We start from the raw sequence: 12,480 nt of genomic DNA on the forward strand, positions 1-12,480 counted from the left end.
CGGGTGACCGACCGGAATCCCAAACGAGCGGTCCGCGGACCCGGCGGACGGTCCCTTTCGCACCGTTCGCCCCGGTCATCGGGCCCGGGACGCCGCCGAACGCTCTCCCGGCGCCCCGGACGGGCGGACTCCCGCACGGCACGCCGCGGCGCGGGAGCCGGACGCGGTACGCGTCCGGCGGAGGTTCGCGGTGCGTCTGCGCCGGTCCCGGTCCCGGTCCCGGTCGGTCATATCAGCGGCACCGCCGTACGTCGGATCAGCGGCCGACCGGCGTACGTCACATCAGCGGGGTGAGGAAGCGGCGCAGCGACTCCTCGTACGCGTCGGGGTCGACGTTCCACATGCCCTGGTGCTCGGCGCCGTCGACCCGGAAGAGGGTGACGAGGTCGGGGCGGCGGGCGGCGAACGCGCGGCTGGTGCGCCAGGGGGCGACCGAGTCGCCGGGGCCGTGCGCGACGAAGGTCGGCACGGTCAGCCGGTCGGGGTCGGCCGAGCCGGTGAGCGGGCCGCCGTACAGCCCGGTGCGGCCGGCCACCGCGCGGGTGGCCAGCGGCAGGAACACGCCCGGCACCCCGTGCTCACGGGCCAGCGAACGCACCACCGCCTGCCATTCGAGCACCGGCGAGTCCAGCACCAGACCGGCGATGCGGTCGCGCAACGGGGACAGGTCGGCGGTGCGCAGCGCCATCGCCGCGCCGGTCGACCAGCCGTGGATCACCACCCGCCGGGCGCCGTAGTGGACCGCGTGCCGCAGCGCGGCGTCCACGTCGCGCCATTCGGTGTCGCCCAGGTGCGAGACCCGGTCCGGGGACTTCGGCGCGCCGGGGTCGTTGCGGTAGCTGACCGACAGCACCGGGAAGCCGAGCCGGTGCAGCAACGGCAGGACGGCGAGCGGCTGTTCACGCGTGGCGCCGAGGCCGTGCACGGCGATGACCCAGGTGGCCCGGTCGCCGGGGACGAACCAGGCGGGCAGATGGCCGAGTTCGCTCTCGACGGGGTCCTCGGCGTACCGCAGGCCGTGCGTCTCGTGGGGGTTGCCGGCGTGGACCTGCGGGGTGATGCGGACCCGGCTGCCGGGCTTGAGCCATCCGCGCTGCGGCAGCAGCAGTTCACGGGTGACGGTGGTCGGGGTGGTGTCCAGCACCGCGCCGACGGCGGCGTGCGCCGGCTCCCCCGACGCGCCGTTCGACGTGCCCTGGAGCCCGTAGACGCCGCGCCGCACGGTGGCCAGCGACCGCGTGAGGGTGACGCGGTCGGGCCGCACGTCGTGCACGGTGAGGGCGCCGCCGTCCGGGGTGGGATCCGGCCGGGGGCGCAGTGCGTAACGGGACGCGAACCGGCCGGCCGCCACCGCGGCCGCACCGGCACCCACACAGGAGACGGCGGCCACACTCGCCGCGGTACGGAGGCGCATCTTCCCCAGTGTCGGTGAACGGACGGATTCCGGCCACCCCGCCCGGCACCGGTGCGGCCGGTCGGGGGTAGCGGCGCGGGCCGGTCGACCCGGTTTCGGCGCGGCCGGCTGGCGGAGACGGTGCGGCCGGTCGGCGCGAGCGGTGCGGCCGGTCGGCGGCGCCGTGTCCCGCTGCGCTCCGGCGCCGGTCAGGTCTTCGGCTGGCCTCCGGCGCGGAGCATCTCCCCGGCCAGGGCGATCTCCTCCGGCGGCAGCAGGCTGGGGGTGCCGACGGCTGCGGCGGCGAGCCAGACGCGGCACATCCACTCCAGCTGCGCGGAGTTGTCGTAGGCGGTGGCCAGCGTGTCGGCGTACACCACCGTGCCGTGGTTGCGCAGCAGGCAGCCGGTGCGGTCGCGCAGGGCGGTCAGGGCGGCCTCGGCGAGTTCGGGGCTGCCGTAGGTGGCGTAGGAGGCCACCCGGATGATGCCGCCGAGCGCCCCGCAGATGTAGTGCACCGGCGGGAGCTCCTCCACCAGGGTGGAGACGGCGGTGGCGTGCGGGGCGTGGGTGTGCACGATCGCGCGGGCGTCGGTGGCGCGGTAGACGGCCAGGTGCAGCGGCAGTTCGCTGGACGGGCGCAGCCGGCCGGCCCGGGTGACGCCGTCCAGGTCCACGGCGAGCAGGTCGTCCGGGCCCAGGTCCTCGTAGCGGACCGAGGAGGGGGTGATCACCACCAGGTCGCCGACCCGGGCGGAGACGTTGCCGGAGGTGCCGACCACCAGGCCCTCGGCGGCGGTGCGCCGGGCGGTGGCCACTACCTCGGCCCAGGCGGCGCGCAGTTCGTTGTCATGTTCCGTCACTCGCGGCACCCTACGTTGCCCGGCCGACCGGGCGGGCAGTAACGTCCCGCTGCGCCCCCGCTCCTGCGGCGGGCCTCACAGGCGGTGACCACACGATGCGGGGACCCTCATGACGACCGTCAACGGCGGCATCTCGTTCTGGTACTCCTCCACCGGCCTGCCCGCCCCCCGCGAACCGCTGCCGGGCGACACCGCGGCCGACGTGTGCGTGGTGGGCGGCGGCTACACCGGCCTGTGGACCGCGTACTACCTGAAGAAGGCGGTGCCGTTCCTGCGCATCGTCGTCCTGGAGCGGAAGTTCTGCGGCTACGGCGCCTCCGGACGCAACGGCGGCTGGCTGTACAACGGCATCGCCGGCCGGGACCGGTACGCCGCGCTGCACGGGCACGACGCGGCGGCCGGACTCCAGCGCGCGATGAACGACAGCGTGGACGAGGTCGTCCGGGTGGCGCAGGAGGAGGGGATCGACGCCGACGTCCACCGGGGCGGTGTGCTGGAGGTCGCCCGCACCCCGGCGCAGCTGGCCCGCCTGAAGGCGTACCACGCGGCGGAGGTGGCCTTCGGCGAGACCGACCGGCTGCTGCTGGGCGCCGTCGAGACCGCGGAACGCGTCCGGGTGGCCGGCACGGTCGGCGGCAGCTGGACCCCGCACGGCGCCCGCATCCACCCGGCGAAGCTGGTGCAGGGGCTGGCGAAGGCGGTGGAGGCGCTCGGCGTCGTCATCCACGAGTCCACCCCGGTGACCGAGATCCGCCCCAAGCACGCGGTGACCCCCTACGGCACGGTCCGGGCGCCCTACGTGCTGCGCTGCACCGAGGGCTTCACGGCCGACCTGAAGGGGCAGCGGCGCGCCTGGCTGCCGATGAACTCCTCCATGATCGCCACCGAGCCGTTGCCGGCCGAGGTGTGGCGGACCATCGGCTGGGACGGCCGCGAGGCGCTGGGCGACATGGCGCACGCCTACGTGTACGCGCAGCGCACCGCCGACGACCGGATCGCGCTCGGCGGCCGCGGTGTGCCGTACCGGTTCGGGTCGCGCACCGACAGCGACGGGCGGACCCAGGACGCGACGATCGCCGCGCTGCGCGACGTCCTCGTGCGGTTCTTCCCGGCGACGGCCGGCGTGGCGATCGACCACGCCTGGTCCGGGGTGCTCGGCGTGCCGCGCGACTGGTGCGCGTCGGTGGAACTGGACCGGGCCACCGGCCTGGGCTGGGCCGGCGGCTACGTCGGCAGCGGCGTGACGACGGCGAATCTGGCCGCCCGCACCCTGCGCGACCTCGTCCAGCAGGACTCCGGCCAGAGCGGCCCGACCGAGCTGACGGCGCAGCCGTGGGTCGGTCACCGGGTACGCCGCTGGGAGCCGGAGCCGCTGCGCTGGCTGGGCGTGCACGGGCTCTACGCGGCCTACCGGTACGCGGACCGCCGGGAGGCGGAGGCACACCTGGCCGGGACGAGCGCGGTGGCCCGCGCGGCGGACCGGATCGCCGGCCGCTGAGGGGGCTCCCGCGGGGGCTCCCGCGGAGAGCAAGGGCCGGGGCTTCGGGTGCGGGGGCTCCGGAGAGGCGGTGCTCCGGAGAGGCGGTGCTCCGGGGGCGTGGGCTCCCCCGGAGAGGAGGGGCTCCGGAGGCGTGGGCCTCCCGACCGGTCCCCCCGCGGAGCGGTCCCCCGCGCGGGGCGATTCGTCCCGGCTTCCCCGGTCCCGAGCCGGAGAATCATGTGGGCGGCGGGTATCCGCACGACCGGGGCGGACCGCGTTCACCTGGGGTTTTCCGTGGCGTTGACGGGACGTCGGACACCGCGCCGGGGACAACACCGCAAGGTCGTGCCCAGTTCACCTCGCGTTCACCCGCGGTCCGTACGGTCACCCGCGTCTGCGACCGAATACTTAACGATTGTCGGGTGAATGGAACACATCACGCTGCTCATCGGAGTCGTGATCGCCACCGCGCTCGTATTCGACTTCACCAACGGCTTCCACGACACCGCCAACGCCATGGCGACCACCATCGCCACCAAGGCGATGGCGCCCAGAGTGGCCGTGGCGATGTCCGCGGTCCTCAACCTCGCCGGCGCCTTCCTGTCCATCGAGGTCGCCAAGACGATCTCCGGCGGGATCATCGACGAGGGTTCCGGTATCCGTCCCCAGGTGATCTTCGCCGGGCTGATCGGCGCCATCGTGTGGAACCTGGTGACCTGGCTGGCCGGGCTGCCGTCCAGTTCGTCGCACGCCCTGTTCGGCGGGCTGATCGGCGCCACGCTGGCCGCCGTCGGCACGCACGGGGTGCACGGCGACGCCGTGGTCATGAAGGTCCTGATCCCCGCGGTGGCCTCCCCGCTGGTCGCCGGGCTCGCCGCGGCCGCCGCGACCCGGCTGACGTACCGGGTCGGGCGCAACGCCGGCGAGCACACCGCCCGGCGCGGCTACCGCGCCGGCCAGATCGCCTCCGCCGCGCTGGTGTCGCTGGCGCACGGCACCAACGACGCGCAGAAGACCATGGGCGTCATCACCTTGACGCTGGTCACCGGCGGCGTGCTGGCGCCGGGTTCGACCCCGCCGGTGTGGGTGATCCTGTCCGCCGGCACCGCGATGGCGCTCGGCACGTACCTCGGCGGCTGGCGGATCATCCGCACGCTGGGCCGCGGGCTGACCGACGTGACGCCGCAGCAGGGGTTCGCCGCCCAGACCGCCGCGGCCACCGTGATCCTGGCCTCGTCGCACCTGGGCTTCGCGCTGTCCACCACCCACGTGTGCTCCGGCGCGGTGGTCGGCTCCGGCCTGGGCCGCAAGGGCGCGGTCGTGCGCTGGGGGCTGGCCGGGCGGATCGCGCTGTCGTGGCTGGTGACGCTGCCGGCCGCCGCGCTGGTGGCGGCCGGCGCCGCCCTGCTGGCCGACCGCGGCCCCTGGGGCGTCGTGGCCGACGGCCTGGTGGGCCTCGTCGTGTGCGCCGGCGCCTGGGCGCTGGCCCGCCGCCGCCGGGTGGACCACCGCAACGTCAACGCCGACGAGCCGGCCGGCGTCAGGGTCGCCCCGGTCGCCCTCCCCGTCGCCGTCCCGCTCACCGTGCCGGTCACCGCGGGCGCGGTCCGGACCGGGACGCTGGCGGCGACCATCGCGGCGCCGGCGACCGCCGCGCCGAAGCAGGCTGAGAAGGAGGCGGCGCTGTGAGCGTCGACTGGGGTTCCCTGGCCACCGTGCTGGTGGTCGGCGTGGTCGTCACGCTGGGGCTGGTGGGCCTGTTCACCCTCGGCATCGCCGGGCTGTCCCGGCAGGAGGCCGCGGTCGCCCGCGGCACGAGCGCCCCGGCCGCCCGGGTCGGCGGCTGGGCCTGCTTCGCGCTGGCCGCCGCGGCGGTCGGCTACGGGATCAGCCTGATCGCCGGCTGACCCGCCCGCGTCCACCGTCCGCACCGGTGACGGCCGCGTCGCTCCGCAGGCGTTCACCCCGCCCGCACCCGTACCCGCCGGCCGCCTCCGTGCGCGTCCACCGTTCGCCCTCACGACCGCCGTCCCGCCTCCGCCCGGGGACGGCGGTCGACGGCGTTCCGCGAGGCCGGTACGGGGGCCCGCGCGGGGGCGGCGACGGGGCCGGGGACCCCGCGCGACGACGGCGCGAGCAGCGGATGAGACCCTTGACCGGCCCGAACAGCGACAGGACGGGCCGCAGTTGAACCGTACGGGGGAATCATGACGCCGACGCGCGCCCGCGGCGAGCCGCCCGCGGCCGGCCCACGCACCGCCGGGAACCGGCCGCGTACCGCCGCGCACCGACGGCCCACCGCGCAGGGCCGGCCGCCTACCGCCGCAGCCGGCCGGCGCACCGCCCCGGGACACTCGCGCACCGCACCGGGCGACCCCTCGCGCACCGCCCCGGCAGGCTCTCGCACCGCCGGGGGGCGCTCGGGCGCCGTGGATCCCGCATGCGCCGCGCCGCCGTCCTCGCGGGCCGCCGCCGGACCCCCGGGCACCGCCGCGGAGCCCGCCCGCGACACCGTGATCCGAACGGTCCGCGGCCTTGCGCGGTGGTCCGGCGGGCGGCGGTCCGGCCGGATCTGAACCGGTCGCGCGCGGCCGGAAGTCGTCACGAACACGCCCTGAAAGCAAGCCCGTTGGGTTGCCATGGGCGAGTACCGTTCCCCCGGCGCACAGGTCAGCGACAGGCATGACCAGGCGCGCGCACCCTGCCTGTCGGCTCGGGGGCCGGGCTCAGTACCGTCAGGCGTACCGCCCCCACCGCCCCGCCGAGCCGCCCGCCCCGCAAGCACCACCCGCACCGAGGAGATCCCCCAAGTGACCCCGCCGCCAGCCCTTCTCGTCGTCGGCCACGGCACGTGCGACGAGGCCGGAGCCGCGACTCTGCGGTCCTTCGTCCAGATGCTCGGTGAACGCAATCCGGGGCTGCCGGTGGGCGGTGGCTTCACCGAAGAGAACTCGTCTTCCGCCGCCGGTTCCGCCCCCGGCGGTCTCTCCGGTGCCGGGCCCGGCCGTTTTCCCGGCCATGACATCCCCGCCCGGTTGCCCGGCGCCCTGCCCGGTCAGCAGCCCGACCACCTCGCCGGCCACCTCCCCGGCTCCCTCTCGGGCGCCGTGGCGGAGCTGGTGGTGCGGCGCGCGGCGCGGGAGTTCGCGGTCATACCGCTGACCCTCGGCCGGGCCGACCAGGCCGACGCCGAGATCCAGCGGGCGCTGGAACGCGAGGAGCAGCGGTACGACGGCATCGGGTACGCCTACTGGCGCGGGCCGCTCGGACCGCACCCGGCGCTGCTGAGCGCGCTGGAACGGCGGCTGGACGAGGCGCTGGGCAACGCGCACCGCACCCCGTCGGACCGGGCGGCCACCACCGTGCTGCTGGTCGGCCGCGGTTCCATCGACCCGGAGGCCAACGCGGAGCTGTACCGCACCGCCCGGCTGCTGTGGGAGGGCCGCGGCTACGCCAGCGTGGAGGTCGCCTTCGTCTCGCAGGCGGCGCCCGACGTGCCGTCCGGCCTCGACCGCTGCGCCCGGCTCACGTCCGGGGTGCCGGGGCGGATCACCCGGGTGGTCGTGCTGCCGTACTTCCTGTTCGACGGTCACCTGCCGGATCGGGCCCGCCAGCAGGCGGAGGGCTGGGCGGAGGCCAACTCCACCGTCGACGTGCGGTTCGCCGGCGTCATCGGGGCCGCCGAGGAACTGGCCGACCTGGTGCTGGAACGCTACGGCGCGCTGCCCGGCGCCCGGCAGGACGCACCGGCCCACGCCTGACCGGTACCGGCCGGGCGGGGACGGTGACCTGTGCGCCCCGCCCCGGCCGGTGTCAGTCCCGCGGGCCGGCGCGGCGGCGCCGGGCGACGAGGAGGACGGTGCCGCCCGCGATCAGCAGGGCCACCGCACCGGCGACCAGCAGCGGCGTCGCCGGACCCGCGCCGGTCTCCGCCAGGTCCCGCCCGGTCGTGGTGGCCGAGACCGGCCGCACCGAGGAACCGGACGAGCCGGCGGAACCGGCACCGGACGCCGCCCCCGTACGGCCCGAACCGCCGGAAGCGCCCGCGCCGGAGGAACCGTCCCCGCCGGAGGCACCCGCACCGCCCGACGCTCCGCCGGAGCCCGAACCACCGCCGCCGGAGCCGCCGCCGGCCCCACCACCACCGCCGGAGCCGCCACTCCCGGTGCCCCCGCTGCCGGAACCCCCGGAGGCACCCCCGCTGCCGGAACCTCCGGAGGAACCCCCGCCGTGACCGCCGGGCGTCGTGCAGGAGGCCGCGGCCAGCGAGATGTCGCCCTTGACGGTGGCGACGCCGAGGCCGAGCGGGTCGACCGCCACGGTGAGGTGGAGCGCGGTGGCGGCCGCGGTCGTCGAGGTGGTCGCGGTCCGCGACAGCGTCAGGCGCACCTCGCCGGCGCCGGGCACCCGCACGTCGGTGCCGCCGGCGGTCAGGGTGACCGGGCGGCCCAGCACGCCGACGGTGCCGAGGACCTCGGACGTCGCGGTCGGGCGCCGGCCGGCGTCGCAGGTCGCCCGTGAGGTGGCCGTCCGCACCGTCAGCAGCGGGCCGGGCAGGCCGGGCAGCGTGACCCGGGCGTCGACCAGGTCGGCGTAGCCCTGCGCCCGGTGGCCGTCGGCGGTGGCTCGGGCGGTGGCCACGTCGGCGCTCAATACGCCGAACGGGTGACCGCCGTCGATTCCGTCCAGCCGGGCGGACAGCGCGGTCCCGCGGGCGTCACCGGGCGCGTGGATGTCGTCGAGCGTCACGTCGAGCGGGACGCCGACCGTCCGCCGCAGCAGCGTCACGTCGAGTCCGGCGCGCAGCACGGCGGCGCCGGCCGTGCCGGGGTGCGTCGCGCCGGGACCGGCGGTGGCGGCCAGCGCGTTCGGCGCCGGAGCGAGGGCCACGGCGGCGAGGGCGGCGGCCGCCGCGACGGCCGCGGAACGGCGTGCGGGCTTACTGAGGACAGGTCTGTGCACGGGTGGAACCCCCACGAAAGGCATGCGCCACCGGCGTCGCCGCAAGGGACAGCCCGGCCGCCGGTGACCTGGACCCGGCCATATTTACGCACCGTGCGTCAACGGTCAGCGACAGTGAGCCACTCCACCCGAATGGGTGGTTTCCGGGTGAACGTTCGACTCTCGCGCCATAACGACTCCACCGCATCACCTGATACCACCCGCACCGCGACCCGCTCCCCCCGGCGATCCGCACGCCCCCTCGACGTCGGGCGACGCATTCCGTCATGCGTCAACCAAGGGTTGACCCGAGTCAATCGACAACCTAAGGTTGACGCATGACGAAGCAGCCCGTGCGGCTCGACGACCTGATCGAGCACGTTCTCAACCAGCACCCGGACGGTGACGCGCTCCAGCACCTGTCCGACGCGGTCACGACCTCCAGCCACCTCGGCGAGGTCTCCGACCACCTGATCGGCCACTTCGTGGACCAGGCGCGCCGGGCGGGCGCGTCGTGGACCGAGATCGGCCAGTACATGGGGGTGACCAAGCAGGCCGTGCAGAAGCGGTTCGTCCCCAAGGAGAGCGAGGCGGACGAGCTGGACTCCCCGCAGTCGGGGCTGTTCACCCGCTTCACCCAGCGGGCGCGCGACGTGGTCGAACACGCCCGCGCCGCGGCCGAGCGGCACGGCAGCGGCCACGTGGAGACCGCCCACCTGGTCCTCGGCCTGCTCGCCGTGCCGGAGGGCATCGCGGCGCAGGCCATGGTGGCCCTCGGCCCGGACGCGGCCACCATCGGGATGACCGTAACGGCCGCCCTCGATCCGCCGGCGGACAAGGCCCCGCGCCGCATCCGGTTCAGCCGCGGCTCGAAGAAGACGCTGCAACTGGCCCTGCGCGAGGCGCTGCACCTGGGCCACAACTACATCGGCACCGAACACATCCTGCTCGGCCTGCTGCGCGACGAGCAGGACCCCGCCGCCGAACTCCTCACCGGCCTCGGCATCGGCCACGAGGCCACCGAGACCTGGACCAAGGCCGCCCTCGCCGGCTACAAGCTCCGCAACGGCGGCGGCAGCAAGGACTGACGCGGGAAGCGCGCGCCGGGCGCCGCCGCCTGCGACGCGGGTCGCGGCTCCTGACGCCGGACGCCGCGACACCCGACGCGCGAGGAGGCGGCACCGGGGGCGGGGTGCACCCGGCGCGGAGGCGGCACCGGGGGCGGAGACAGCACCGGGGGCGGCACGTGCAGCTCACCCACCGGGCCGTGCACTAGTGGTCCCCGCGCCCGCGCGGGTGGTCCCGGCTACACCTCCGCCGCGATCGGCCGCGAGCTGTGGTCCCCGCACCCGCGGGGGTGGTCCCCGCTCATGGGGTTCCTACAACCGCACCGGCGGCGGGGTGCACCCGGCGCGGCAGCGGCAGCGGCACCGGGGGCGCCGGCACGGAGGCGGCGTGGAGGCGGCACCGGCGCGAAGGCGCATGCGGCACCGGCGCGGAGGTGGCACCGGCGCGGCGCGCATGCGGCACCGGTGGCCTCGCCGCACCCCGCGCCACCGCGGAACTCCCCCGCCGCGCCGCAGAACAGCGCCCGCCCACGCAGGGTTCCGCCGCGGAGCACCCCTCGCCGCGGAGCGCCCCCGCGTCAGCCCGTCACGTTCCCGCGGAGCACCACGTGCCGGGGGGCGGCCAGGACGCGGACGTCGGCGCGCGGGTCGGCGTCGTAGAGGACCAGGTCGGCCGGGTCGCCCTCGGCCAGCAGCGGGCGGCCCAGCCAGCGGCGGGCGTCCCAGCAGGCCGCCGACAGCGCGGTCACCGGCGGCAGGCCGGCCCGGACCAGTTCGGCGACCTCGTCGGCGATCAGCCCGTGCGGGAGCGAGCCGCCCGCGTCGGTGCCGGCGAAGATCCGCACGCCGGCGTCGTGGGCGGCGCGCACGGTGTCGTAGCGGCGTTCGTGCAGCCGCCGCATGTGCGCCGACCAGACCGGGTAGCGCTCGTCGCCGCCCGCCGCGAGGGCCGGGAAGGTGGCGATGTTGACCAGGGTCGGCACGATCGCCACGCCGCGTTCCGCGAACAGCGGGATGGTGTCCTCGGTGAGCCCGGTGGCGTGTTCCACGCAGTCGATGCCGGCCTCGACGAGGTCGGCGAGCGAGTTCTCGGCGAAGCAGTGCGCGGTGACCCGGGCACCCTCTCGGTGCGCGGCGGCGATGCCCTCCTCGATCGCCCAGCGCGGCCAGCAGGGGGCGAGGTCGCCCTCGGCGCGGTCGATCCAGTCGCCGACCAGCTTGACCCAGCCGTCGCCGCGCCGCGCCTCGCGGGTGACGTAGGCGGCGAGGTCGCCCGGTTCGATCTCGTGCGCGAAGCCGCGGATGTAGCGGCGGGTGCGGGCGATGTGCCGGCCGGCCCGGATGATCCGCGGCAGGTCCTCGCGGTCGTCGATCCAGCGGGTGTCGGCCGGGGAGCCGGCGTCGCGGATCAGCAGGGTGCCGTGCTCGCGGTCGCCCACCGCCTGCTTCTCGCTGGTGGCCTCGTCCACCGCGCCGTGCGGCCCCAGGCCCACGTGGCAGTGCGCGTCCACCAGGCCGGGCAGCGCCCAGCCCGACAGCGTGCGCACGTCCCGGGCGGTGGCGGGCCGCTCGTGGCTGATCCGCCCGCCGACCACCCACAGCTCGTCGGTCAGGTCCTCCGGACCGGTCAGAACCCGTCCCTTGATATGCAGCACCGGGGCATCCGTCGTCATGCCGTTGACTCTACGAGCGCTCCCCCCGGGGCCGAAACCGCCTCCGGGACCGCCTCGGACATCGCCTGCGGAACCGCCGCCCTCCGGCGCCCGGCCACCCGGCCGGCGGACCGCCCGGCCCCGCGGCGCGACCCGCGACGGGCGGTCGGCATTCCGCATTCCCACGGCCCGTACGGACGCGTGGCCCGCATTCCGGATGCGCAATTGCGCGGTCACCGCCATAATGCAGCGGCGGAATTCAGCGCGCTTACATCCCCATCAGCTCCTGCCCAGGCTCGCAGTCGCTAAACGCCCCTTTTCCGAGCGCGTTCCGGACGGAAATCCAGCAGATCTCGGTGAAGTTACGCGGGTGTGATCGACCCCACAAGAAGTCCGGTTCACCCGTATATATACGGGCGTAGCGGACCATGATGCGCGGCGGACGATCATGCCGTACGCGCGCGATAACACATCTCGCGAAGCCGGGTAACCCCGCCCCCTCATGCATTTCTCCCAGAGGCTGGGTAAATTCATATTCCATGACCGCCGTACAAGCGACGAAGAATTCCGATCACCTTCTCGACCATCCCACCGTGGACGACGGCGCCGAGATGTGGCGCATCGCCCGCGACTCCAAGGTCCTCGATCTGAACTCCTCCTACAGCTACCTGCTGTGGTGCCGGGACTTCTCCCGTACCTCGGTGGTGGCCCGGGAGAACGGCAGAACGGTCGGGTTCGTGACCGGGTACGTGCGCCCCGAGCGGCGCCGGACGCTGGTGGTCTGGCAGGTCGCGGTGGACGAGGCGTACCGCGGGCGCGGGCTGGCGGCGACGATGCTCGACGGGCTGACCGCCCGGACGGTCGCCGCCCTCGGGATCGACCGCATGGAGACCACCATCGCCCCGGACAACGAGGCGTCGAGCCGGCTGTTCACCTCGTTCGGTGAGCGGCACGGCGCCACGGTGGAACGCGAGGTGCTCTTCGAAGGGGTGCATTTCCCCGACGGACACGACCCGGAGGTGCTGCACCGGATCGGCCCGCTCGCCTGAGCCCGGTCCACCGCACCTCCCGCGCGAACCCGCTC

At 75.5% G+C, this 12,480-nt stretch carries 10 protein-coding genes; 6 read left to right on the forward strand and 4 right to left on the reverse strand.

Annotated elements, in window-relative coordinates; translation table 11 throughout:
• Positions 1–277: 277 nt before the first annotated feature.
• Both POF43_RS10355 and POF43_RS10360 read right to left on the reverse strand, forming a co-directional pair.
• On the reverse strand, positions 278–1,414 hold the full coding sequence (locus tag POF43_RS10355; protein WP_271317088.1) for an alpha/beta hydrolase: 1,137 nt from the start codon (positions 1,412–1,414) through the stop codon (positions 278–280).
• Between the two features lie 188 nt (positions 1,415–1,602).
• A complete protein-coding gene (locus POF43_RS10360; protein WP_372515945.1) occupies positions 1,603–2,265 on the reverse strand; it encodes a class II aldolase/adducin family protein in 663 nt (220 codons plus the stop codon).
• A 100-nt stretch (positions 2,266–2,365) separates the two neighbouring features.
• Here POF43_RS10360 and POF43_RS10365 point away from each other — a divergent pair, with 100 nt between their 5' ends.
• From POF43_RS10365 to POF43_RS10380, 4 genes are all read left to right on the forward strand, one after another.
• Positions 2,366–3,754, forward strand: a complete 1,389-nt coding sequence (locus tag POF43_RS10365; RefSeq protein WP_271317086.1) for an NAD(P)/FAD-dependent oxidoreductase — start codon at positions 2,366–2,368, stop codon at positions 3,752–3,754.
• Between the two features lie 408 nt (positions 3,755–4,162).
• The gene (locus tag POF43_RS10370) at positions 4,163–5,425 is read left to right on the forward strand and encodes an inorganic phosphate transporter (RefSeq protein WP_271317085.1); all 1,263 of its coding nucleotides are present in this window, start codon (positions 4,163–4,165) and stop codon (positions 5,423–5,425) included.
• Positions 5,422–5,643, forward strand: coding sequence for a hypothetical protein (locus tag POF43_RS10375; protein WP_271324493.1), 222 nt, complete (start codon positions 5,422–5,424; stop codon positions 5,641–5,643). Before POF43_RS10370 ends, POF43_RS10375 begins: the two co-directional genes overlap by 4 nt.
• A gap of 903 nt (positions 5,644–6,546) precedes the next feature.
• Complete coding sequence (locus tag POF43_RS10380) at positions 6,547–7,497, forward strand: sirohydrochlorin chelatase (RefSeq protein WP_282704520.1); 951 nt, start codon at positions 6,547–6,549, stop codon at positions 7,495–7,497.
• Between the two features lie 52 nt (positions 7,498–7,549).
• On the opposite strand, the gene POF43_RS10385 is transcribed toward POF43_RS10380, so the two are convergent.
• On the reverse strand, positions 7,550–8,698 hold the full coding sequence (locus POF43_RS10385; protein ID WP_282704521.1) for an SCO1860 family LAETG-anchored protein: 1,149 nt from the start codon (positions 8,696–8,698) through the stop codon (positions 7,550–7,552).
• Between the two features lie 317 nt (positions 8,699–9,015).
• Between POF43_RS10385 and POF43_RS10390 the strand changes: the two genes are divergently transcribed.
• Positions 9,016–9,765, forward strand: a complete 750-nt coding sequence (locus POF43_RS10390) for a Clp protease N-terminal domain-containing protein (RefSeq protein ID WP_271324309.1) — start codon at positions 9,016–9,018, stop codon at positions 9,763–9,765.
• 557 nt (positions 9,766–10,322) lie between these two features.
• On the opposite strand, the gene POF43_RS10395 is transcribed toward POF43_RS10390, so the two are convergent.
• Positions 10,323–11,417: an amidohydrolase family protein gene (locus tag POF43_RS10395; protein WP_271324310.1), complete on the reverse strand. Its 1,095-nt coding sequence runs from the start codon at positions 11,415–11,417 to the stop codon at positions 10,323–10,325.
• Positions 11,418–11,935: 518 nt separating this feature from the next.
• Here POF43_RS10395 and ectA point away from each other — a divergent pair.
• Positions 11,936–12,445, forward strand: a complete 510-nt coding sequence (gene ectA, locus POF43_RS10400) for a diaminobutyrate acetyltransferase (RefSeq protein ID WP_271315578.1) — start codon at positions 11,936–11,938, stop codon at positions 12,443–12,445.
• Positions 12,446–12,480 lie beyond the last annotated feature (35 nt).

The organism is Streptantibioticus silvisoli, from assembly GCF_027947535.2.
Classification (GTDB): domain Bacteria; phylum Actinomycetota; class Actinomycetes; order Streptomycetales; family Streptomycetaceae; genus Streptantibioticus_C; species Streptantibioticus_C silvisoli.

What these genes read in the sequence shown, in the direction of transcription:
- POF43_RS10355 (WP_271317088.1), bottom strand. Translation starts at nt 1,414, where the DNA reads ATGCGCCTCCGTACCGCGGCGAGTGTGGCCGCCGTCTCCTGTGTGGGT.
- POF43_RS10365 (WP_271317086.1), top strand. Translation starts at nt 2,366, where the DNA reads ATGACGACCGTCAACGGCGGCATCTCGTTCTGGTACTCCTCCACCGGC.
- POF43_RS10370 (WP_271317085.1), top strand. Translation starts at nt 4,163, where the DNA reads ATGGAACACATCACGCTGCTCATCGGAGTCGTGATCGCCACCGCGCTC.
- POF43_RS10390 (WP_271324309.1), top strand. Translation starts at nt 9,016, where the DNA reads ATGACGAAGCAGCCCGTGCGGCTCGACGACCTGATCGAGCACGTTCTC.
- POF43_RS10395 (WP_271324310.1), bottom strand. Translation starts at nt 11,417, where the DNA reads ATGACGACGGATGCCCCGGTGCTGCATATCAAGGGACGGGTTCTGACC.
- ectA (WP_271315578.1), top strand. Translation starts at nt 11,936, where the DNA reads ATGACCGCCGTACAAGCGACGAAGAATTCCGATCACCTTCTCGACCAT.